Source organism: Mesorhizobium sp. GW821-FHT04C10 (genome assembly GCF_059420305.1).
The window spans coordinates 6950089-6972793 of the sequence record NZ_JBWKTL010000001.1 but is presented as its reverse complement, the minus strand read 5'-3'; the positions used below and the strand labels follow the sequence as shown (position 1 = coordinate 6972793).

At 62.4% G+C, this 22705-nt stretch carries 18 protein-coding genes, 1 tRNA gene and 1 riboswitch; of the genes, 10 read left to right on the top strand and 9 right to left on the bottom strand.

Annotated features, from left to right (window positions below):
* Positions 1 to 3: 3 nt before the first annotated feature.
* A complete protein-coding gene (locus AC07UC_RS33285) occupies positions 4 to 1194 on the bottom strand; it encodes an O-succinylhomoserine sulfhydrylase (protein ID WP_494908837.1) in 1191 nt (396 codons plus the stop codon).
* A 57-nt stretch (positions 1195 to 1251) separates the two neighbouring features.
* Positions 1252 to 1329, bottom strand: a riboswitch (SAM riboswitch).
* Between the two features lie 98 nt (positions 1330 to 1427).
* On the opposite strand from AC07UC_RS33285, the gene AC07UC_RS33280 reads away from it, so the two are divergent.
* Entirely contained in the window at positions 1428 to 2522 is a 1095-nt protein-coding gene (locus AC07UC_RS33280; protein ID WP_202324636.1) for a 2'-deoxycytidine 5'-triphosphate deaminase, read from the top strand.
* 37 nt (positions 2523 to 2559) lie between these two features.
* Here AC07UC_RS33280 and araD1 read toward each other — a convergent pair whose 3' ends face one another.
* From araD1 to chvE, 4 genes are all read right to left on the bottom strand, one after another.
* The gene (araD1, locus tag AC07UC_RS33275; protein WP_140775434.1) at positions 2560 to 3552 is read right to left on the bottom strand and encodes an AraD1 family protein; all 993 of its coding nucleotides are present in this window, start codon (positions 3550 to 3552) and stop codon (positions 2560 to 2562) included.
* A 300-nt stretch (positions 3553 to 3852) separates the two neighbouring features.
* On the bottom strand, positions 3853 to 5139 hold the full coding sequence (gene mmsB, locus AC07UC_RS33270) for a multiple monosaccharide ABC transporter permease (protein ID WP_140775433.1): 1287 nt from the start codon (positions 5137 to 5139) through the stop codon (positions 3853 to 3855).
* Positions 5136 to 6668, bottom strand: a complete 1533-nt coding sequence (gene mmsA, locus AC07UC_RS33265; protein ID WP_494908836.1) for a multiple monosaccharide ABC transporter ATP-binding protein — start codon at positions 6666 to 6668, stop codon at positions 5136 to 5138. Before mmsA ends, mmsB begins: the two co-directional genes overlap by 4 nt.
* Positions 6669 to 6768: 100 nt before the next feature.
* Positions 6769 to 7839 (bottom strand): multiple monosaccharide ABC transporter substrate-binding protein, encoded by a 1071-nt coding sequence (gene chvE, locus AC07UC_RS33260; protein WP_140775431.1) that lies wholly within the window; start codon positions 7837 to 7839, stop codon positions 6769 to 6771.
* Positions 7840 to 8152: 313 nt separating this feature from the next.
* On the opposite strand from chvE, the gene AC07UC_RS33255 reads away from it, so the two are divergent.
* From AC07UC_RS33255 to AC07UC_RS33225, 7 genes are all read left to right on the top strand, one after another.
* The gene (locus AC07UC_RS33255; protein ID WP_494908835.1) at positions 8153 to 9142 is read left to right on the top strand and encodes a LysR family transcriptional regulator; all 990 of its coding nucleotides are present in this window, start codon (positions 8153 to 8155) and stop codon (positions 9140 to 9142) included.
* Between the two features lie 105 nt (positions 9143 to 9247).
* Entirely contained in the window at positions 9248 to 9898 is a 651-nt protein-coding gene (locus AC07UC_RS33250) for a response regulator (RefSeq protein WP_140775430.1), read from the top strand.
* A 5-nt stretch (positions 9899 to 9903) separates the two neighbouring features.
* A complete protein-coding gene (locus AC07UC_RS33245; protein ID WP_494909030.1) occupies positions 9904 to 11628 on the top strand; it encodes a sensor histidine kinase in 1725 nt (574 codons plus the stop codon).
* A gap of 435 nt (positions 11629 to 12063) precedes the next feature.
* Positions 12064 to 16677 carry an autotransporter domain-containing protein gene (locus tag AC07UC_RS33240; RefSeq protein WP_494908834.1) on the top strand — a complete coding sequence of 1538 codons (4614 nt, stop codon included), beginning with the start codon at positions 12064 to 12066 and terminating at the stop codon, positions 16675 to 16677.
* A 179-nt stretch (positions 16678 to 16856) separates the two neighbouring features.
* Positions 16857 to 17177 carry a protamine-2 (modular protein) gene (locus tag AC07UC_RS33235; protein WP_140775427.1) on the top strand — a complete coding sequence of 107 codons (321 nt, stop codon included), beginning with the start codon at positions 16857 to 16859 and terminating at the stop codon, positions 17175 to 17177.
* A 601-nt stretch (positions 17178 to 17778) separates the two neighbouring features.
* The gene (locus AC07UC_RS33230; protein WP_494908833.1) at positions 17779 to 18261 is read left to right on the top strand and encodes a Stf0 family sulfotransferase; all 483 of its coding nucleotides are present in this window, start codon (positions 17779 to 17781) and stop codon (positions 18259 to 18261) included.
* A gap of 56 nt (positions 18262 to 18317) precedes the next feature.
* Positions 18318 to 18863, top strand: coding sequence for a hypothetical protein (locus tag AC07UC_RS33225; protein ID WP_494908832.1), 546 nt, complete (start codon positions 18318 to 18320; stop codon positions 18861 to 18863).
* Between the two features lie 15 nt (positions 18864 to 18878).
* Here AC07UC_RS33225 and AC07UC_RS33220 read toward each other — a convergent pair whose 3' ends face one another.
* A complete protein-coding gene (locus AC07UC_RS33220) occupies positions 18879 to 19100 on the bottom strand; it encodes a hypothetical protein (RefSeq protein ID WP_494908831.1) in 222 nt (73 codons plus the stop codon).
* Positions 19101 to 19231: 131 nt separating this feature from the next.
* Between AC07UC_RS33220 and AC07UC_RS33215 the strand changes: the two genes are divergently transcribed.
* Both AC07UC_RS33215 and AC07UC_RS33210 read left to right on the top strand, forming a co-directional pair.
* The gene (locus AC07UC_RS33215) at positions 19232 to 19771 is read left to right on the top strand and encodes an inorganic diphosphatase (protein WP_494908830.1); all 540 of its coding nucleotides are present in this window, start codon (positions 19232 to 19234) and stop codon (positions 19769 to 19771) included.
* A gap of 73 nt (positions 19772 to 19844) precedes the next feature.
* Positions 19845 to 20129, top strand: a complete 285-nt coding sequence (locus tag AC07UC_RS33210) for a PRC-barrel domain containing protein (protein WP_140775424.1) — start codon at positions 19845 to 19847, stop codon at positions 20127 to 20129.
* Between the two features lie 133 nt (positions 20130 to 20262).
* Here the strand turns inward: AC07UC_RS33210 and AC07UC_RS33205 are convergent, their stop codons facing one another.
* The 3 genes from AC07UC_RS33205 to AC07UC_RS33195 all read right to left on the bottom strand — a co-directional run bounded on the left by AC07UC_RS33205 (position 20263) and on the right by AC07UC_RS33195 (position 22634).
* Positions 20263 to 20496: a hypothetical protein gene (locus tag AC07UC_RS33205; RefSeq protein WP_494908829.1), complete on the bottom strand. Its 234-nt coding sequence runs from the start codon at positions 20494 to 20496 to the stop codon at positions 20263 to 20265.
* An 80-nt stretch (positions 20497 to 20576) separates the two neighbouring features.
* Positions 20577 to 20650: transfer RNA gene (locus AC07UC_RS33200), tRNA-Gly, on the bottom strand.
* 97 nt (positions 20651 to 20747) lie between these two features.
* Positions 20748 to 22634 carry an acyltransferase family protein gene (locus AC07UC_RS33195; protein WP_494908828.1) on the bottom strand — a complete coding sequence of 629 codons (1887 nt, stop codon included), beginning with the start codon at positions 22632 to 22634 and terminating at the stop codon, positions 20748 to 20750.
* Between the last annotated feature and the right edge of the window lie 71 nt (positions 22635 to 22705).

The following is a 22705-nucleotide window of genomic DNA, read 5'->3' as shown; positions in this document are numbered from 1 at the left end:
CTGCTATTTGGCGGCTTTCAACGCCTGTGCGATGTCTTCCAGAAGGTCGTCGGTGTCTTCCAGGCCGGCGGACAATCTCAGCGTACCAGGCCCGATGCCGAGTTCGGCGCGGGCCTCGTCGCTTAAATTCTTGTGCGTCGTCGTCGCCGGATGGGTGATCAGGCTCTTGGCGTCGCCAAGGTTGTTCGAGATCAGCACGATGTCGAGTGCATTCTGCAGGGCGAAGGCTGCCTGCTTGCCGCCCTTGACATCGAGGCAGATCAGCGTCGAGCCGCCCGACATCTGCTTCTTGACGATATCGGCCTGCGGGTGGTCGGCGCGGCCGGGATAGATGACACGAGCAATCTGCGGCTGTTCGGCGAGAAAATCGGCGATCCTGCCGGCGCTCTCGGTCTGCTGGCGCACGCGCAGCGGCAGCGTCTCCAGGCCCTTCAGCAACGTCCAGGCATTGAAGGGCGACAGGCTGGGGCCGGTGTGGCGGAAATAGTCGTGCAGGTTCTCGTCGATCCACTTCTTGTCCGACAGGATCACGCCGCCGAGGCAGCGGCCCTGGCCGTCAATGTGCTTGGTCGCCGAATAGACGACGATGTGCGCGCCAAGCTGCAACGGCTTTTGCTGCAAAGGCGTGGCGAAGACATTGTCGACCACAAGCCGCGCGCTGATTGAATTGGCAAGCGCGGCGACGGCTGATATGTCGACCACTTCCAGTGTCGGGTTGGTCGGGCTTTCCAGGAAGAACAGCTTGGTGTTTGGCCTGACCGCTTTTTCCCAATTGGCGATGTCGGTGCCGTCGACCAGCGTGGCCTCGATGCCGTATCGCGGCGCCAGCGTCTCGACCACCCAGCGGCAGGAGCCGAACAGCGCGCGCGCCGCCACGATATGGTCACCGGCCTTGACGCTGCACAGAAGGGCCGCCGTCACCGCGGCCATGCCCGACGCCGTGGCGCGCGCATCCTCCGCGCCTTCGAGCGCGCACATGCGCTTTTCGAACATGTCGACGGTCGGATTGGCGTAGCGCGAATAGATGAAACCCGGTTCCTCGCCCTTGAAACGGGCTTCGGCCGCCTGCGCCGTTTTGTAGACATAGCCCTGCGTCAGATACATCGCCTCGGAGGTTTCGCCGAAGCCGGAACGTAGGGTTCCGCCATGCACGAGGGCTGTCTGAGGCTTCCAGTTGCGCTTCTTGGTGCTCATCGCTTTTGTTCCAGACACAAAAAAACCGGCCGCGAAAGTCGCAACCGGTCCATACGGCCTTGCGGCCCAACGGTCCTTTAGCGACTTGTTTAACGTGGCTGCAAGCCGACCGGCCAAATCACCACGGGATAACGACCCTTTAGACCCGTCCCACGCTTGCGTCAATTGCCGGCTTCATTAAGAGGTTTGTACCAAGCGGGTTCCGACAAAGCCTGCCCTCTAGGAGCGAAGCCTTGCGAGAGACGGGTATTCTTCCCGATCAGGACATTTCGGCGCTGTTCCAGTCCGGCGCGCTGAAGTCGCCGCGCGCGCTCGATGCCGACCAGATCCAGCCGGCCAGTCTCGATCTGAGACTCGGCGACAGGGCCTGGCGGGTGCGGGCCTCCTTCCTGCCCGGCCCCAATCACAAGGTTTCGGAGAAGCTCGACCGGCTGAAGCTGCACGAGATCAATCTTGCCGACGGCGCGGTGCTGGAGACCGGCTGCGTCTACATCGTGCCCTTGCTCGAAAGCCTGGCATTGCCGGCGGAGATTTCCGCCTCGGCCAATCCGAAGAGCTCGACCGGGCGGCTTGACATCTTCACCCGTGTCATGACCGACCGAGGCCACGAGTTCGACAAGATCGCCGCCGGCTACAATGGTCCGCTCTATCTGGAGGTCAGCCCACGCACCTTCCCGATCGTGGTGCGCACCGGCTCACGCCTGTCGCAGATCCGCTTCCGCACCGGCAATGCGCTGCTCTCGGAAGCCGAGCTGCACGAACTCCATCGCGCGCAAATGCTGGTCGCCACCGAGCCGCCTAACATTTCCGGCGGCGGCATCGCGCTGTCGATCGATCTCAATGGCGACAGTGACGGGCTGGTCGGCTACCGCGGCAAGCATCACACCGGTCTCGTCGACGTCGACAAGCGCGCGGCGCAGGATGTCGTCGATTTCTGGGAGCCGATCCACAAGAGCGGCGCGGGCGAACTGGTGCTCGACCCCGACGAATTCTACATCCTCGTCAGCCAGGAAGCGGTGCACGTGCCGCCGCTCTATGCCGCCGAGATGACGCCGTTCGACCCTCTGGTCGGCGAATTCCGCGTCCACTATGCCGGCTTCTTCGACCCGGGCTTCGGCCATTCGGCGGCCGGCGGCACCGGCAGCCGGGCCGTGCTGGAGGTGCGCAGCCATGAAGTGCCGTTCATCCTCGACCATGGCCAGATCGTCGGCCGGCTGGTCTACGAGCACATGCTGAAGCGCCCGCAGGCGCTCTACGGCACCGATCTGGGCTCCAACTACCAGGCGCAAGGCCTGAAGCTGTCCAAGCACTTTCGCACTGCACGCTGACACTGCCAATCTCCCCCACGAGGGGGGAGATCACCACTCACAGCGCCTTCACGACCACCTTCACCGGCTTTTCGATCTCCAGCGGATTGCGCAGCGGCAGGCCGAAATCCCCCGCCTCGATCTCGAACACATCGCCGGCCTCGGTCTTGACCCCGTCGGCGAAGGACAGTGTCGCGGTACCGAACATATGCACATGCACGTCGCCCGGCTGGCGGAACGCCGAATATTTGAAATGGTGATGTTCGAGATTGGCGATGGTGTGCGACATGTTCGCTTCGCCCGACAGGAACGGTTTTTCCCACAGCATCTTGCCGTCGCGTACGATGCGCGATGTGCCGCGGATGTCGGAAGGCAGGTCGCCGATCAGGATCTCCGGCCCGAACGAGGCATTGCGCAGCTTGGAATGGGCGAGGAAGAGATAGTTGACGCGCTCGGTCACGTGGTCGGAAAATTCGTTCGACAGCGTGAAGCCGACACGGAAGGGCGCGCCGTCGTCGCCGATGACGTAGATGCCGGCGACCTCGGGTTCCTCGCCGGCGTCCTTGGCGAAGGCCGGTGACAGGAGTGCCGCACCTGGGGCCACGGCCATGGTGCCGTTGCCCTTGTAGAACCATTCCGGCTGCACGCCGACCTGGCCTTTGGCGGGCTTGCCGCCCTCCAGGCCCATGCGGAACATCTTCATGGAATCGGTGAGCTGCTCCTCGCCATCGGTGCTGAGCTTCTTGTGCATGGAATCGCGCGTCGCCGCCGAGCCGAGATGCGTCAAGCCCGTGCCGGTGAGATGCAGGTGAGCCGGATCGGGATGGTTGATCGGCGACAACAGCCGCCCCTTCTTGTAGGCGGCGTCGAGATCGATCGTCTCGCCAAGCCCCTTGCGCTCGATCAGTGTGGCAAGGCCGACGCCGGTGCGGGCAGCTTCCATCGCCAGCGAATAGACGCTGCGGGCGCCGTTGATGATCCGGGTCTTGCCGCCGCTGCGGGCCACGACACGAATGGTCTCGGCGTCGTCGAGAATCTGCGAGATCAGCATGATCAATCCTCTCTTATTTGCCTTGGTCCGGTTGCCTTTTGACAAACCTTGACCTGCGCGGCTCGGACCTCGCCGCGCCACGGGTGAAATTTTTCGTCCGGATTGCGCTCGCGGGCTTGATCCCCTGGGGGACTTCTTGATGCCGACTATTGCCGGCGTCATCGCGATCTAGACCCGTATGCCTTCCTTGTTGCCTCGCGGGAGCGGTTCAGCTTTGAGGAACCGAGCTGCTCCCGGTATTTTGTTTCTGAGCAATTCCTGTGGGAAAACCGTGATGCGCTTTTCCTGGAATTGCTCCTGTCAGGCCTTGTTCTTGTTGTAGACGTCAAAGATCACGGCGCCGAGCAGCACCAGGCCCTTGACCACCTGCTGCCAGTCGACGTTGACGCCCATGATCGACATGCCGTTGTTCATCACGCCCATGATGAAGCCGCCGACCACGGCGCCGATGACCTGGCCGACGCCGCCCATTGCCGAGGCGCCGCCGATGAAGACTGCGGCGATGACGTCGAGCTCTGAGCCCAGACCCGCCGCCGGCACGGCCTGACCGAGGCGGGCGGCGATGATCAGGCCGCCGAGCGCCGAAAGCACGCCCATGTTGATGAACACGTAGAGCGTCAGCCGCTCGGTGTTGATGCCCGACAGCTGCGCCGCCTTGGCGTTGCCGCCCATTGCGTAGATGCGGCGGCCGATGGTCATACGCTTGGTGACGAAGACGAACAGCGAGATCAGCACGCCCATGACGAGGAGCACCACCGGCAGCCCCCTGTAGCTGGCGAACTCATAGACCAGGAACAGCGCCAGCGCGCTGGCGACCAGCGTCTTGACGACGAACAGGGGGAAGGGTTCGGCTTCATAGCCATGGCGCTCGCGCTTGCGCCGGGTGCGCAGCCCGAAATAGGCATAGGCCAGCACGGCGATCACGCCCAGCACGACCGTCGTCATATGCAGCGTCAGGCCGCTGCCCATGATGGTCTTGCCGGCGGCGTTCACCGTCGGCGGGATCAGCGTGAGCGGGCCGATCACGTCCGGGATGAAGCCGGAGCTCAGCGCCTTGAAGCCGTCCGGGAGGGGCCCCACCGAGGATCCGCCGCCCAGCAGCGCCTGGCAGATGCCGCGGAAGATCAGCATGCCAGCCAGCGTCACGATGAAGCTCGGTATCCGGTGATAGGCGATCCAGTAGCCTTGCGCCGCGCCGATAAGGCCGCCCACGATCAGGCAGACGATCGAAACCACCAGCGGATTGCTGAGCGGTCCGAGCTGCCAGATGACCATCATGTTTGCCGCCAGCGCGCCGATGAAGCCCGCGACCGATCCGACGCTGAGGTCGATATAGCCGGAAACGATCACCAGCAGCATGCCCAGCGCCATCACGATGATGAAGGAGTTCTGCTGCACCAGATTGCTGAGGTTCACCGGCTTGAACAGCGTTCCCGACGTGGTGAACTGGAAGAACAGCATGATGACGATCAGCGCGATGATCAGACCGTATTCGCGCAGGTTCGCCGTCAGCGCCGAGACGGCGATGCGTGGACGCTGTTCGTCAGTGACGTTGCCTTGCGGGGCGGGGGCGCTTTCGGTGCTCATGCTGCTTTTCCTTCTCCCCGAACGATGGCGCGCATTATTTTTTCCTGGCTTGCGTCCGCCGCGGGCATTTCGCCCACGATGCGCCCTTCGTTCATGACGTAGATGCGGTCGGTGATGCCAAGCAATTCCGGCATCTCCGACGAGATGACCACGATCGCCTTACCTTCCGAGGCAAGGCGCGCGATGATCGTGTAGATTTCGTACTTGGCGCCGACATCGATGCCGCGTGTCGGCTCGTCGAGGATCAGCACGTCCGGGTCGGCGAACAGCCACTTCGACAGCACCACCTTCTGCTGGTTGCCGCCCGAAAGATTGCCGGTCATCTGATAGACGCTCGATGCACGGATGTTCGTTTTCTTGCGATAGTCGTTGGCGATGGCGAGCTCGCGCAGATCATCGATGACGTTGTGGCGCGACACGCCGCCGAGATTGGCGAGTGTTATGTTGTGCTTGATATGGTCGATGAGGTTGAGACCGTAAGTCTTGCGGTCCTCGGTGACGTAGGCGATGCCGTGTTCGACCGCCCTGCTCACCGACGAGACATCGACCTGCTTGCCCTTGAGCAGCACCTCGCCGGTGATGCGGCGGCCATAGGAGCGGCCAAACAGGCTCATGGCGAATTCGGTGCGGCCAGCGCCCATCAGCCCGGCAATGCCGACCACCTCGCCCTTGCGCACGTTGATGTCGATGCCCTTGATCACCTGCCGTTCGGCATGGAGCGGGTGATAGACCGACCAGTTCTTCACTTCGAACACGACCTCGCCGATCTTGGGTTCGCGCGGCGGATAGCGGTCGTCGAGCGAACGGCCGACCATCGAGGTGATGATGCGGTCTTCCGAAATGTCTTTCTTGGCCAGCGTCTCGATGGTGCGCCCGTCACGGATGACGGTGACCTTGTCGGCGACCCGGTTGATCTCGTTGAGTTTGTGCGAGATCAGGATGGAGGTCATGCCTTGCCGCTTGAATTCGAGCAAAAGGTCGAGCAGTGCCTGGCTGTCCTTTTCGCTGAGCGACGCCGTCGGCTCGTCGAGGATCAGCAGCTTGACATCCTTGCTCAGCGCCTTGGCGATCTCGACCAGCTGCTGCTTGCCGACGCCGATATTGGTAATCAGCGTCTTGGGGTCCTCCTTGAGGCCCACCTTCTTCAACAGGGCGCTGGTGCGCTTCTCGTTGGCATCCCAGTCGATCACACCGTATCTGGCGTGTTCGTTGCCGAGGAAGATGTTTTCGGCAATCGACAGCATCGGCACCAGCGCGAGCTCCTGGTGGATGATGACGATGCCCTTGTGTTCGCTGTCATGGATGCCTTTGAACTGGCATTCCTGACCTTGAAAGATGATCTGGCCGTCGTAGGTCCCCGCGGGATAGACGCCCGACAGCACCTTCATCAGCGTCGACTTGCCGGCGCCGTTCTCGCCGACCACGGCGTGAATCTCGCCTTCCTCGACACGCAGGTTGACGTTCGACAGCGCCTTCACGCCGGGGAACGTCTTGGTGATGTCGCGCATCTCCAAAATCGTCGAGGTCATTGGCGCAAGCTCCTCCGAGGCCGGCAGAAACAATACCGGGGTCGCTTGTGAACGAAAAGGGGCCCTGCGTTGCGCAGGACCCCTGACTTTACAACCGAAATTACTTCAGGTCTTCGGCCTTGATGTAGCCCGAGTCGACGACCAGCTTCTGGTAGTTCGACTTGTCGACCTCATGCGGCGTCAGCAGGATCGAGGGGACGACCTTGACGTCGTTGTTGTAGGTCTTGGTGTCGAGGCCGTCAGGCTTGCCGCCCGAGAGCACCTTGTCGACGAGTTCGACGGTGGCCTTGGCGAGGTCGCGGGTGTCCTTGAACACGGTCGAGTACTGTTCGCCCGTGATGATCAGCTTGACCGAGGCGGTCTCGGCGTCCTGACCGGTCACGATCGGCCAGGGCTGTGCTTCCGTGCCGTAACCAACGGCGCGCAGCGAGGCGGTGATGCCGCGCGACAGGCCGTCATAGGGCGACAGGACGCCATCGACGCGGCTGCCGTCCGAATAGTTGGCCGACAGGAGGTTATCCATGCGTGCCTGGGCGGTTGCCGCCAGCCAGCGCAGCGTGCCGACCTTGTCCATGCCGGTCTGGCCGGACTTGATCTTGATCGAGCCGTCGTCGATCAACGGCTGCAGGACGGAAATCGCGCCGTTGTAGAAGAAGAAGGCGTTGTTGTCGTCGGGCGAGCCGCCGAACAGTTCGACATTCCAGGGCTTGGTGTTGGGGAAGCGCTCCTTGAGGCCCTTGACCAGCGAATTCGCCTGGATCACGCCGACGCCGAAATTGTCGAAGGTGGTGTAATAGTCGACATTGGCGGTCTTCTTGATCAGGCGGTCATAGGCGACGACGACGACGCCGGCGTCAGCGGCCTTCTGCAGCGCATCCGACAGGGTGGTGCCGTCGATCGAGGCGATGATCAGCGCCTTCGGGCCCTTGGTGATTTCGTTTTCCAGCTGGCTGAGCTGGTTGGGGATGTCGTCCTGCGCATATTGCAGGTCAACGGTGTAGCCGAGAGCCTCGAGCTGGGACTTCACGGCATCGCCGTCATTGATCCAGCGCTGCGAGGTCTTGGTCGGCATCAGCACGCCGACAAGACCCTTGTCGGCTGCGTGCGCCGAGTAGGTCATGGCAGCGATGCCAAGCGCCGCGACTGCGGCCAGTGTCTTGATGATTTTCACTTAACTCTCCCTGGTTGATGGACGCGGCACCCCGGGGGTCGCGGGCCGCGCAATCGTGCAGAAGCGCCAAGGCACTGCTGCCGTCATATCGATCTCCGGTATCCTCCCATGGCCCCGAGGCACTGATTTCAATCGATACGATTTTTATCGTCGGCGACCGTCGTGTCTCGGAACGCGCTGACGTTGCCGCCCTTTTGCCATAACTGTCAAATGCGATCTTTGATGATTGCTATACCGCAAGTGGTATATGTTATGACGCGGGAAGGGTTGCTGGCAAATGCCGACGGACCGCGAGCGGAGGTAAGGGAAAACCATGGCGACGTTACCGAATCCGGTTGCGGTTTCAAGCGTTTACAGCGACGTACCGGGCGACGGCGAAACCCTGCTGCGCAGCGGTCTCAGCCTGCGTCATATGCGCATGATCGTCGCCCTCGACGATCACGGCCGGGTGAGCGCGGCGGCGCAGGTCATGAACATCTCGCAGCCGGCGGCCTCGCGCATGATCGCCGAGATGGAGGCGGTGCTCGAGGTCAAGCTGTGCGAAAGGCTGCCGCGCGGCATCACGCTGACACCCTACGGCAAGGCGCTGGCCAGGCGCGCGCGCTCGATCCTGCTGGAAATGCGCGAGGTCGATCGCGAGATCTCCGAGCTCAAGGCGGGCAAGGGCGGATCGGTGTTTCTCGGTGCCGTGACGGCGCCGGCAATTGAGCTGGCGGTGCCGGCGATCCGTGAAATCCGCCGCATCTACCCACGCATCGAGATCACCATGCAGGTCGAAACCTCCAATGTGCTGGCGCGCGAACTGATCGCTACGCGCCATGATTTCATCATTGCGCGCATTCCCGACGACCTCAATCCGCGGCTGTTCGAATCGCGTGTCATAGGCGTCGAGAAAGCCTGCCTGATCGTGCGCCGTGGCCACCCGCTCACCAGCGGCGGCGTGGTGCGGTTGGAGGACACCGCCGCCTATGACTGGGTTTTCCAGTCGGGTGGTTCGCCCTTGCGCCAGGCGATGGAGAGCAATTTCCTGAACCGCAACATCGCCCTGCCGGACCGGATCCTCAACACCAGTTCGCTGCTGCTCACGCTGGTCATGGTCGCGCAATCCGACGCCATCGCACCGGTTTCGGTGCAGGTGGCGAAATTCATCCAGAATCCCGACGGGCTCGCCGGCGCCATCGACGTCGTCCAGACCGAATTCGACATCGAGGTCAGGCCCTACAGCCTGATCACGGTCAGGAATCGCGTGCTGTCGCCGGCCGCCAAGATGCTGCACGATTTCATCCTGCGGGAGGTCGGTTGATGCGTGGCCACATGATTGTCGGCGGGTGAAGAGGTTGCCATCTGGTGTATTGATCGGTTTACAATGGCCCGGCAGATCCATTGCAGGACAGGCGGGTAGGGGGACGTGAAAGCGAACGTCGTCGTTGTCGAGGATGATCCGCTCGTCGCCGCTCATGTCGGACGCGGCGTGGCGGCGCATGACGGCTTGTCGTTGGCGGGCATCGCGGGCACGCTGGCCGGTGCGCGTGCTCTGCTCGAGGAGAAGGTGGACCTGTTTATTCTCGATCTTGGCCTTCCCGATGGAAGCGGGATCGAATTGATCGAGGAAATCCGTGCACGAGGCGGTCTTGAGCCGAAAATACTCGTCCTCTCGGTGCTGGGCGATCAGGATACGGTGCTGGCGGCCGTGCTGGCGGGAGCGGACGGCTATCTGCTGAAAGATATCGACAGTCTCGACATCGGCCAGCAGGCCGCCGATGCGTTGACCGGTGGTGCGCCATTGTCGCCCAGCATCGCCGCTTATGTGCTGCGTCATCTGCGCCGGCAACGGGAAGATTCGAAATCGGATGATGCCGATCCGCCGTTGTCACCGCGCGAAATCGAACTGCTCCAGCTTCTGGCGCGCGGGTACAGCAACCGGCAGGCGGCGGCCGAACTGGAAATATCGCCGTACACGATCGGCGATCATGTGAAATCGATCTACAGGAAGCTCAGGGTGAGCAATCGGGGCGAGGCCATGGTACGCGCCTTTCGCAGCGGGTTGCTACGCCTGTGACCATCATGCCCCGGCTGACGGGATGGCGCCGCGCGCTGGCTATCATTCTCGGCGCGCAACTGCTGTTCTGGTGTGCTTATGCGCTCATCATCGCCGGTTTGCAGCCCGTGGGCACACTAGAGGAATATCGGTTGCCAGCGGCGCGGGCGCTGCTGGCGTCCGAGCCGGCCGAGGTGGGCGCCTATGCTGCCGGGCTTTCAGGGCCGGCCATGCTGCGTATCCCGGGCTGGCAGCCCGTGGTCCTGCAGCCGGCGCAGGCGAGCCTGTTGTCGCGCGCGGAGACGTCGGCGGGCAATGAGTGGTCGCTCACCTGCCGGGGAAATCCTTGTCCGGAGGCCGCGACAGCCTATGCAGGACCTTTCGACCGTATGGATGAGGCGGCCGGTCGGGAGAAGTTCCAGCGTTTCGACATGGTATGGCTGGTCGTTTTGACGGAACTGATGATGGGCGCAGCGCTGCTCGTCCTGTTGCCGGTCAACGGGTTTTCGCGGCTCCAGTGCATCACTGGCCTGCTGCTCATATCGGTGGGCATCGACGCCTGGCTCACCACCTTCGGGTCGGAGAGCCTGCCCTATGTCTGGTTTCCGTTACTGCGCTACGGCGTGGAATATCTGATGTTGACGTTAGCAGCGCTTGCCGTGAACGCCTTTGCCGACTGGCGCTCGCGCGAGGCGTGGGCAGCCTGCGGCTGCTTTGGCGTCGCCTTCGTCATATTGCTTGGGACCATGATCGCAGGCGTCGGCTTTGCGGCGATCGTGCCCTGGCTCGATGCGGTGGCGCTGACCCTGCTGTCGGGATATGGCGTTTTGGCCTTGCTGCGGATGGGACGGACAGCGCCGGGGCCGGCGATCCGGGTTCTGGCGATATTGCTTGTCGCTCTTGCCTCGATTGGTTTCGACCTGTTTCTCCTGCCGCCGCCCACCGGTTTCGCGTTGCAGGCGTCGGTCCTCGCACCGCCATTGACGATGTTCGGCATCCTGTTCGAGATCGCGCTGCAGGGGCACAGGCTCAATCAGGAGGCCGAGGAGGCGCGTAGCGACCTGGAACGTCAGGTGCTGGAGCAGGATGCGAGCCTGCTGCGCTCCTCGCGATTGTTGCGCCATCAGGAACGGTTGATCGCGATCGACGCCGAGCGTCAGCGTCTGCTGCGCGACATGCACGATGGGGTTGGTGGTGTGCTGACGCACCTTCTCCTCGATGTCCGCGAGAATCGACTGACCTCACGGGAAATCGAGCAGGGATTGCAGTCTTCGGTCGATGACCTGCGCAACATGGCCAGTGCGATCGACGCGGGCAACGAACCGATCGACGAGGCACTGGCGATGTTCCAGGAGCGCATGGCAGGCCGTCTTGCCCGATCCGGCATCACGCTGGACTATCGCTGCACGCTCCCGATTCCGGCGCCGAGCCTCGACGCGCGGCGGCTGCTCAGCCTCTATCGGTTGTTGCAGGAGGGTATCGCCAACAGCTTGCGCCATGCTTCCGCCACAAGGATCGAACTCGCGATGAACCCCGGCGACGATGGCGCCATTCTCGTCATACTGTCGGACGATGGCACAGGTTTCGAGCCTGAGAGAGCCTCAGGCGCTGCCGGCGAAGGACGGGGCCTTGCGAACATACGTCGTCGGGCTGACCAGATGGGCGGACGAATAGCAATCGAAAGCGCGCCTGGACGCGGCACGCAACTGACCTTGGCCATTCCGACCCATGCCGCGGCACGAAAGGCCTGATCGCTGCGTCAAGGTGTTCAGCGCGAAATGCCTAATTTGCCATGATATTTTGCCGGTACCCCCTCGAACGCGGGATTGATGTGTCCGCCGCCCCGGCGGAAAAGATCATCAACGACTCCCGTTCGGGATCGGGACCAAATCAATGAAATCGCGGTGCCGCCAGTGGCGGCGCGGGGGAGGGTGCATGCCCGCGCTCCCCTAGCGCCGGCGCGCGGGCGGCTGCCGTGAGGGAGCACGGCAATGGCGGCAGGGCGCGGCAATCGTTCGAGGACCATTTCGCTCCGCAGGCTGTCGGTCACGACCTCGACCCTCGCGCTCCTCGCCATCGCCTGCGCGCCTTCGACGGTCCAAGCTCAACAGCCTTGTGACCCGGGAGGCGGGCCGTACACCAGCGGGTCCCCGGATTTCAACGGCGGCCTTACCAATGGTTGCCAAGTGGATGCAGACGCAGCCAACACATTCAGCGGCACTGTAGCCGCGACCTTCCGCAATGGCGCCGTCCTCAATGCGAACGCGGCCGGCGCCGTCAGCGGCGGCCTCGTGCAATTGCCGACCTTCGACGCCGTCGTGAATGCGAACGTCGCCAACGCCATTACCGGTGGCACGCTGGTCCTCAATGGCACCGTGAACGCACTGGCCACCGGCGCCATCAATGGCGGTCGGTTGAGGCTCGGGGGAGACGGCATCGTCAACATATGGGCCGCCAACGCGACGACCGTGAATACCGACCTGGAATTCGGCAGTCAGGCAGTGACCGCGGGAGGTCTCCTCAACCTCAACGGCTTCAGCACGACCGTCGGTCGGATCACGAATTACATCCCCAGCGGGCAGATCGTAAACGGCGGCGCGGCGGATGCCGCGCTGACGATCGATGGTTCGGCCCTTGGAGATTCTTCTTTCGGTGGCGTGATCGACGACGGGGCTGGTGGCGGCACGCTCGCGCTGGTCAAGCGGGGGTTGAGCACGCTGACACTTTCGGGTTCCAACACCTATAGCGGCGGGACGCGGATCGAAGCGGGTACCCTGGAACTCAGGGGCAACGGCACGCTCGGTGCGCCTACGGGAAAGCTCGACATCGCCAGCGGTGCCACGCTGCTTTTTGATACCACGGCTTTGACGGTCGGCTCGCTGTCTGGTGCAGGTACCGTCACCCGTTCGGACTTCAACCCCGGCCTGCTCACCGTCAATCAAGCCACCGACACCACTTTCAGTGGGGCCATCGCGGACTACTTCGACGAAATCAATGGCGTAACCACCATGACCGGACTGACCAAGTCCGGCACCGGCACGCTCACCCTGAGCGGCAACAACACCTACACCGGCACCACCAATGTGACGGGCGGCACGCTGCTCGTCGATGGATCCTTGGGCAATGTCATGTGGGGACCCATTGTGTTGGGAACTTCCACGGTTGCGATTGCATCGGGAGGCAGCCTCGGCGGCGCGGGATCGATCGCCGGCGATGTTTCCGTGGCATCCGGCGGCATCCTGCTGGGCCGCGCCGGTCAGACCCTGTCGATGGGGTCGCTGGCGCTGGACGCCGGCTCGGTCTTGGATGTCTCGCTCGGTGCACCGGGCAACACGCGCCTGTTCAACGTCGCCGGCAACCTGACGCTCGCCGGCACGCTCGATGTGAGTGACGCCGGCGGTTTCGGCGACGGTCTGTATCGCCTGTTCGACTATGGCGGGGCGCTGACCGACAACGGGATGGCCGTTGGCGCGACGCCAAACGGTTATGCTGGCGGCGATCTGGCCCTGCAGACTTCAGTGGCTAACCAGGTCAACCTGCTGGTCGGGGCGGTAGCGCCCGGCTCCTACAGTTTCTGGAACGGCGCGCAGACCACGGCCAACAATATGGTCAACGGCGGCACAGGCACCTGGAGCGCCGCCGGAACCAACTGGACGAACGCGGGCGGCAGCGCGAGCGGCGTCTACGATCCGTCGGCCATGATGATCTTCCAGGGCACACCGGGCGTGGTCACGGTCAGTGCCGGCGGTGGCGCGCTGGATTTGGGCGGCGGGATGCAGTTCTTCGTCGATGGCTATCAAATATCAGGCGATGCGCTCAATCTCACCGGATCCAGCGTTCCGATCCGCGTCGGCGACGGCACCGCAGGCGGCGCGGGCATGTCCGCGACCATTTTGTCCGCGCTCACCGGCAGCGGCGGCATCGACAAGACCGACCTCGGCACGCTCATTCTCTCGGGAGCAAATACCTACACCGGCGGCACGACCATCTCGGCCGGTACGCTGAAGCTCGACGGTGCCGGCACGCTCGGCGCGACGACGGGCGCGCTTGCCATCGCCACCGGCGGCGCGCTCGATATTGCCGGCACCAACCAGATCGTCGGCGCGCTGTCCGGTGCCGGCAGCATTACCAGTTCCGTTTCAGGCGGCATGCAAAGCTCGCTCACAGTCGATCAGGCCGGCAACACAAGCTATGGCGGTGCGATCACCGACGGATACATGACGGCCACCGGCACTGGCACCGTTTGGCTACTCAAGAATGGCGTGGGCACGCTCACCCTGACAGGGAACAGCACGTTTGCCTTCAACACCGTCAATGGCGGCACGTTGGCGATCGCAAATGGCGGTGAGGTTGCGAACGAAACCAGTTATGTGGGTGACGCGGCGGGCAGTGATGGAACGGTTCTCGTCTCCGGCAGTGGGTCCGTGTGGACGACGGATTATCTGTACCTCGGCTATCGGGGCGCAGGCACACTCACCATTGCGGATGGTGGCAGGGTCAGCGTCGGCACGCTCGATATGGTGCGCACAAGCTCCGCCCGTGGCACGCTGAATCTGAACGGCACGGCCGGGGCACGCGGGGTATTGGAAACCAGGGGCATCGGGAAAGGCCTCGATGGCGCGACAGTCAATTTCGATGGAGGCATTTTACGAGCCACGGCTGCCGACGCCGATCTGCTCGGCCACTTCGCTGCCGGCGATGTAACGATCAAGGCCGGCGGCGCATTTATCGATACCAACGGCTATCAGGTGGAGATCACCTCCCCGTTGGGGGGCGTCGGGGCGCTGACCAAACAGGGCGCGGGCGAACTCTACGTGATCGGGGCCAACACATACGAAGGCGGCACCAACATCGAGGCGGGGAGGCTGTTCCTTGGAGATGGCGGCACGCTCGGCGCCCCAACCGGATCGCTTTTCGTCGCAAGCGGCGCCACCCTCGATCTCGGCATCACGTCGCAGACGGTCGGTTCGCTGTCGGGTGCAGGCGATATCACCAGCACGGTCACGATGGGGGCTCCCAGCCTGCTCACTGTGGATCAGGCCACTGACACCACCTTTAGCGGCGCCATTAGGAATGGCATCCAGCTTGTCAGTCCAGGCAGCAGCACCCTCCCGGCGATTCTTGTACCCACGGTCGTCGGGCTGACAAAATCAGGCACGGGCACGCTCACCCTGAGCGGCAGCAATACCTATACCGGAAACACCAACGTCACCGGTGGAACGCTTCTCATCAACGGGACATTGGGTAGTGCCCAGGTCTCGGTCGCATCGGGTGCTGCCCTGGGCGGCACCGGCGCGATCACCGGCACTGTCACGGTCTCCGGCCGCCTCTTCGCCGGCACGGGCGCATCTGGCTCTGGCGGGGGCATCGGCACGATGACGGTGGTGGGCGCCGTCACCTTCAACACCGGCTCGACCTATCAGGTCGCCGCGAATGCGGCCGGACAAGCCTCCCATCTCGACGTGACCGGGCCGGCCACGATCAACGGCGGGACGGTCAGCGTGCTGGCTGGCGCAGGCAGCTACGAACCTCAGACCGACTACACGATCCTGTCGGCGACCGGCGGCGTCAGCGGTACCTTCGCCAATGTGACCAGCAATTTCGCCTTCCTCGATCCTTCGCTCAGCTACGACGCGGATAACGTCTATCTAAGGCTGCACCGCAATAACATCAGCTTTGCTTCGGTTGGCCAGGCCCCCAACCAGATGGCCGCCGGCGGCGGCGCCGAGAGCCTGGGCAGCGGCAATCCGCTCTACGATGCCATCCTGCGGCTACCCGCCACGGCTGCCGCTGGAGATGCCCTCGACCAATTGTCGGGCGAGATTCATGCCTCGGCCAAGGGTATGCTGCTGGGAGATGGCCATTTCGTCCGTGATGCCGCTACTAGCCGCATCTCTGCTGCCTTCGGCGACGGCAGCATGGCCGCCCTGCCGATCATGGCCTATGGCGAGGGAGGTCCCGAAATGGTCGCCGCCGACACCGATCGTTTCGCCGTCTGGGGTCAGGCTTTTGGGTCTTGGGGCCGCACGGATTCCGATGGCAACGCCGCCGCCCTTGATCGCTCGACTGGCGGCCTGCTGGCCGGCGCCGATACGTCGGTCGGCGGCTGGCGTGTCGGTCTGCTCGGCGGCTACAGCCATTCGAGCTTCGGTGCCGACGATCGCAATTCGACCGGTAAGAGCGACAACTATCATCTCGGTCTCTATGGCGGTACCAATTGGCGCGCCATCGCTTTCCGCACCGGCGCCGCCTACAGTTGGAGCAGCATATCGACCAGGCGCTCGGTAGCCTTCGACGGTTTTGCTGACGCGCTCTCCGCCGACTATGATGCTGGCACCGCGCAAATCTTCGGGGAGTTCGCCTACAAGGCCGATGCCGGACAATTCAAGTTCGAGCCTTTCGCCAATCTTGCTTATGTCAGCGTGCACACAAACGGGTTTGCCGAACAAGGCGGCCCAGCAGCGCTGGCCAGCGCCGGTTCGACCACTGATGCCACCTTCACCACGCTCGGCTTGCGCGGTTCCACCGAATTCGCGCTTGGCGGCGTCAACGCCACCGCGCGCGGCATGCTCGGCTGGCGTCATGCCTTCGGCGATATCAAGCCGCTGTCGACCGTCACTTTCGCTGGCGGCGATCGCTTCACCATCGCTGGCGTGCCGATCGGCAGGGACAGCGCGCTCATCGAGGCCGGTCTCGACCTGCTGCTCGCCCCCAACGCCAAGCTCGGCCTGTCCTATACTGGCCAGTTCGGCGGCGGCGTTGACCAGGGTGCCAAGGTCGATCTCGGCGTGACATTCTGAGGGCGCCGGCGTCGCGCGCTGTCGCCGGCCGCCAAGATGCTGCACGATTTCATCCTGCGCGAAGTGGGCTGATGGAACAAGAAGTGCAGTCGCGCGTTCAATCCGATCGACATGTCGCTGGAGCCCCGTTTTGGGCGAGGGAACGAGGTGCCGATAGTCAACAACTCTGGAGGTTTTTGATGGAACGTCGGTTGTTTCTCACTGGAATGCTGGGCGTCGCGGGGGCCGTGGCGCTTGCGAGCGTGGCCGGGACCGGCCGGGCGGTCGCCGGTATTCCCCAAGGCAACGGAATTCTCGATGAACTGGACAAGCCGGATCCGGCTGTCTTCGAAGGCGATGACGGGGTCGGACTGGAACAGGTCTCCCATCGTCGCGGGCATTACCGCTATCGTCGCCGGCATGGCGGAAGGCGTCGCGGCTGGAGACGGGTGTGCCGCAGTTACTGGCGTCATGGTCGTCGCCACGTCCGCTGCTGGCGCGAGCGGGTATGGCTCTGGTAGCAATCGGACTCTCGCTGACGTAAGCCGGCCACCGACAGCGTGGCCGGTGTCGTCACGATGTACAAAATGTACAGGGCCAATGTATGCGTTTTGCAAATCGGTGCCCTAGGCACCGATCAACCAACTGTTACGGACCCAGGCACGTATTTTAGCTTAATCCAACACGTATTTTAGCTTAATCTGAGAATCGGCGGAACCATATCAGCCGTTACCCGTTGGGGCGCTGTTTATTGGGGATTGTGACCATGCCAGACGGCCATCGAAAAGAATCTTATTCTGCAATTGTGATCACAGGTCCACAGGCCAGAGGTAATCCGCACGCATGAGGGGCGTGGCGATACTGACAGAAGCCCGCAGTGGCTCCGAATGGCTCGGCAGTCTGGCAAACAGTACGGGAACACTGGGACGGTCGGCCGAATGGCTCGATACGGACACGTTGGGCCTCAGGCCGAAATCCTTCGACGAACTCCTGTCCGCCGTCATCGACCGTGGCGGGACCGAAAATGGCAGGTTCGCCGTCAAGCTGTTTCCACGCCACCTTCACTGGTCGCAAGCGAAATATGAAGCCGACTTCCTTGCCGAATGCGTACGGCGCCATGCCATGGGTGTGGTCTTTCTGGAGCGGCGGGACCGCCTTCGCCAAGCGATCTCCTATTGCCGGGCGAAGGCGTCCGGTCGTTGGAGAAGCACGATGGGCGGCGCGGATCGGGTTCCGCAATACGACTTCGCCGGAATCTGCCAGGCCTATTTCATGATCGGGCAGAGCTATGCTTTCTGGGAGGCTTATCTGCGCATGGCCGACCTGCCTTACGACCATTTGTTTTATGAAGATCTGTTGGACGACCCTCGTCCCTATGTCGCGTCGGTGGCCCGGCAGTTGTCGATTGAAGTGCCGAACTGCGAGTTCAGGACGAATTTGCGGTTGCAGCGGGACAGCCGCACCGAAGAGTGGGCCGAGCGGTTCCAGAGCGACGCCAAGTCCAAGGGTCTGCTTGCCCATCTTCCCAAGAAGGTGGCGCCGCGAAATATCAACAACCTTGCCCGGTTTCTGCTCAAGAAGCAGATGCGCATCGGTCAGGCTTAAGCTTGGCCAATCCCGCACCGATCGTGCCGGACAGGCACACTCTGGAAGCGCCTGTCATGAAAAAGCCCGCCGGCTCCGGTCCGCGGCTTTTATTTCGGCGGAGGCGCTGGCTTGTCGCGTTTCAGCAGGTCGCCGAGGACCGTGGCGCTTTCGCGCAACAACTCCCTGACGTCCTCCGGTTTTATCTTCTCCAGGTGATCGGCAGCGCTCAACAGCTCACAGACCAGCTCGACACCGCGCGCGTGCAAAACAGCCATTTTCGGTCCTCGTATCCAAGGCGTGCAGGCCGCATCTCGAACTGCAGCGCCGCAATAACAAATGACACCGAAAGGCGATTTTATTTTTCGGGAACAATTTCTCAAGTCCGCGCTTTTTTGGCCGTCAGACCAGAGGAGGCTTTCTTGAAACGAAGGATTGATCGCGAGAGGATTGAGAGAGCGGACCGCGCCAGCAAGCTGGTGATTGATGCCGAGCGGCAAGCCCGGGAAGCAAAGACGGCGCGTTTGCGTGAGCAACGCATGTCCCTGGCGACTTTAGAACCGAAGGCTGTCGTCGTGGCGAAGGCCCGAAAGGGAGTGCGCGGAGCCATTGAGATCGAGTGACGGTCACCCGAAGATTCAAGGCATCCGCTGCATACCTTGCTGGCGCTTTTCAATCGCATAGGAAGTCCAGCGGCAGCACATGCCTATTACCGATGCCGCGGCGCCGGCGAACAGGCATATGGCCAGCATAGGATCTTGCGAGGCACTTTTCCAGCTGACCACTGCCAGCAATATGACACTCATCGTCGAAATCACGTAGCCGACACCGTTCAGCGCATGCGGCGAAACCTTAGCCATCAAACTCTCCCTTTCCGCTACACTGTTGAACAACTGCGTCCAAGGCAGGTTCCACTGGCGGACCCGCAAAACGGGGAACCTTTTGCCTCTTCGCGCGTGCTAATGCGATAGTGGTCTTGGATGCATGAGCTATGACAAACTTCCTGAAACTTCCGACGAGATCCCGGGACTTGTTTCGTGTCGTTATTGAAACACCCAGGGGAGCAGCGGCAAAGCTCGCTTACGAGCCGAAAACAGGTGTCTTCCAATATTCACGACCGCTGCCGGTGGGCAACACATACCCCTATGATTGGGGGTTCGTGCCATCCACCCTCGGCGATGACGGCGATCCGCTTGACGGCATGGTGATCCATCAGGCGGCAACGGCACCTGGTATAGTCATTCAATGCGACTTGCTCGGTGCGCTGCGGGTAAAGCAGAAGGACCCCGCCGGGAACGTAATCCGAAACGACCGCTATATCTTCTGCCCACGCAAGGAGGACGCTCCCGACCGGCCCGTGGCCGCTGACCATGTGCCGCAAGACTTGCGCAAGGAGATCGAACAGTTCTTCTTGTCCTCGGTGCTGGGCACGGGCAAGACCATCAAGCTGAAGGGTTGGCAGGACGCTGGCGAGGCCGCCAAGGCGCTCAGCAAGGGTGCCAAGGCTTTTCGGCGCAGACACAAGCGATAGTCCGCCTGGGACCGCTGGAACCGTTCCCCTTTTCGCTGGTTAGATCATTTCAACCCAAGCGGAGAAGCAGATCATGGACCACTCGAATCATACCCGCCTTGCTGACTCGGAACTGACCCCCGACATTCTTGAGGGTGCTACCATTTATGGCCCGGCCGACGAAAAGATTGGCTCTGTTGACCATGTCCATGGCACGCAGATTGTCATCGATGTCGGTGGATTTCTTGGCATCGGGGCAAAGCCCGTTGCGGTCGCATTGAATGAACTCGACTTCATGCGCGACGAGGATGGAGATGTCCATGCCGTTACGTCATGGACGAAGGACCAGCTGAAGGCCATGCCCGAACACCGCGATTGATCGTTGCGGAGATAATGATGGCGGCGGCCAGGCTGGCGGTAGACCGTTATTTCCGCCAGGCGGCCGACTCCAATTGGCAAACGCCGGGCGGTCCGAGCACTCCCAGCGGAGAGCTTGAGATCGCCCGAGCGGCCTACTGGTCTGAAAACCTCACGCTCACGCCGCGCTGCCGAAAATAAGCCTGCATCAATTTGCGGCCCGAGCGGTTGCCCTGCGCCAACTTAGTCGGATCGAACACAGCCTCTTTTGTGCCCTCTCGTGTCAGCGCTGCCTTGAGCGTCGCGATATGTGCGTCGATGTCGGCATTGTCCGCCCGTAGCGAAGCATAGATATTTTCGGTCGCCTCGGCCACGGTTGGTTCGCTCACAGGTGTCGTCCTTTGTTTGGGCGGCGGCTTTGAAAAGTGCCGCCTTATCCGTCTGTTGTCTGGATGGTGTGCCGAAAGCTTGGAGCGGGTAGCGGGAATCGAACCCGCGCGTTCAGCTTGGGAAGCTGACAGGCTACCATTACATCATACCCGCGCGTGCCCTCGTTACCATGAGGTTCGGCCTTCGGGCAATCGCAAAGCGGCTCTCGAAACGCACTCTTCAGCGGTTCCCCCGGCGCGGGCCTGCGTTTTTATTTTGCCTTCGCGACCTTGTTGCTGGCGGCAAAGCTCGGCCAGTATTTCGAGATGGCGAGTATCGCGCCCGCCGAAGAGAAATGACCGTAGTCGAAGTAGAGAAATTGCCTGGTGCCGGCGTCTGCGTAGGAACAGCCGGCCGCGTCGCACAGATAGGCCAGCGGATCGATGAAAGTTGCCCCTTTGACGAAAGGCAGCACCTGTTTGTTGATGTCCGGATCCATGGCCATCGGCCAGGATGTGTTCGCCACGTGCTCTCGCCGTGCGAAGAAAGCGATTTTCTGCACATCGGCGATGAATTCCGGAGACTGTCCGATGACATAGACCTTGACGCCCATCCCGTTGAGCCGGTCGATCGTCTTCTGCAGGCCGTCGAAGCCTCTGGCCTGGTAGTCGGTCCACCGGCCACTCAGGATCACGGCCTGGATGTTGGCATCGCGGATGATCGACAGCGCCCGTTCGTTGAAGCGCGTGCAGGCCGGCCGGGCATAGGAGAAGTAGCTCAGGTTGGGCGGGCAGCCGGCATAGGTGTACTGGATGACATTGGCCTGGATTTTCTGCGCGTTCGCCTCCAGCCCCGATACGTAGTGAGCGGCGAAGGAATCGCCCCACAGCAGCACATTGGTTGGAAAGCCATGCGTTCGGGTGCAGTCGGCGAGGTTCCAGTTCTCGATCCGGCTCGCGCCCTCGTTGAAACAGACGCCATTGCGCCAGTCACCCACCAGCACTCGCTCCGTCGAGAAGTCCGGGAACCGTTGCGGAAACCCCTTGCCGAGCGCACCGGCCAAACCGCCGACGCACAAAAGGACGATCGCCGTCGCCGAAAAGGCGAAGATGGGCAGCGGCGCCGTGAAGGTGCTTTTCCGGCGGAACGGCTGCTCGACATATTTCCAGGAGAACGTCGCCAGGGCGACGCTCGCCACGATCATTGCGATGATCGTCGGCACGCCGATGGCTTTCAGCGAGAGATAGTGGACGAACGAATTGATCGGCCAGTGAACGAGGTAGAGCGAATAGGAGATGAGGCCGACCCAGACCAGTGGAGTGAGCTGAAGCACGCGGGTGGCGACAGGGACAGGTCTGTCCGGGTGGATCTGGCCCGCATAGATCAGCAGCGCCGTCCCGATGCAGGGAAACAGGGCATTGTAGCCCGGAAACGGGTCGCTCTCCGAAATCGTCAGAAAGCCGAATGCAAGCAGGCCAAAACCGGCGAGGCCGATCAGTTCCGTCAGCGGACGGCTGGCAAGTGCCGGGGGCTTTCTAAGCATCAGCATGGCGCCCAGCGCCAGTTCCCAGACGCGCGTCGGCAGGAGGTAGAAGCCGGCGGTCGGCGCCAGCGTGGTTGCCATCACCGCCAGGGCAAAACTGCCGATGGTAATCGGCAGCAATATCGTCAGCCAGCGCTTCGAGGCGTATCGGTAGATCAGATACACAAGGATCGGCGCGAAGATATAATACTGCTCCTCGACCGAAAGCGACCATGTGTGCAGCAGGGGCCGCAGTTCCGCGTCGATGGAGAAATAGTTGGTCGTCTTCCAGAAATAAATGTTCGACCAGAAGGTCGAGGCCGCGATCACACTGAGACTGTATTCGTGAAGGTCGGACGGCAGAAGGATGAACCAGGCGGCGATGCTCGCGAGCAGGATGACGAAGGTCAGTGCCGGCAGGATGCGCCGTGCGCGGCGCCAGTAGAAGCGGCCAATCGAGAACTGGCCGCGCTCGAGATCGTCGAGCAGGCTGCCGCTGATCAGATAGCCCGATATCACGAAGAAGATGTCGACGCCGGTGAAGCCGCCGGGAATGGCGGACACGCCGAAATGGAAGAGCACGACGGGCAGCACCGCAACGGCCCGCAGGCCATCGATATCGCGCCTGTAGTTCATTCGGCCGATCCGTACGCCGTGGCTCGTGCCTCGGAACCTGACATGCTCCTCATGCTGCGATGTCCCCGTCG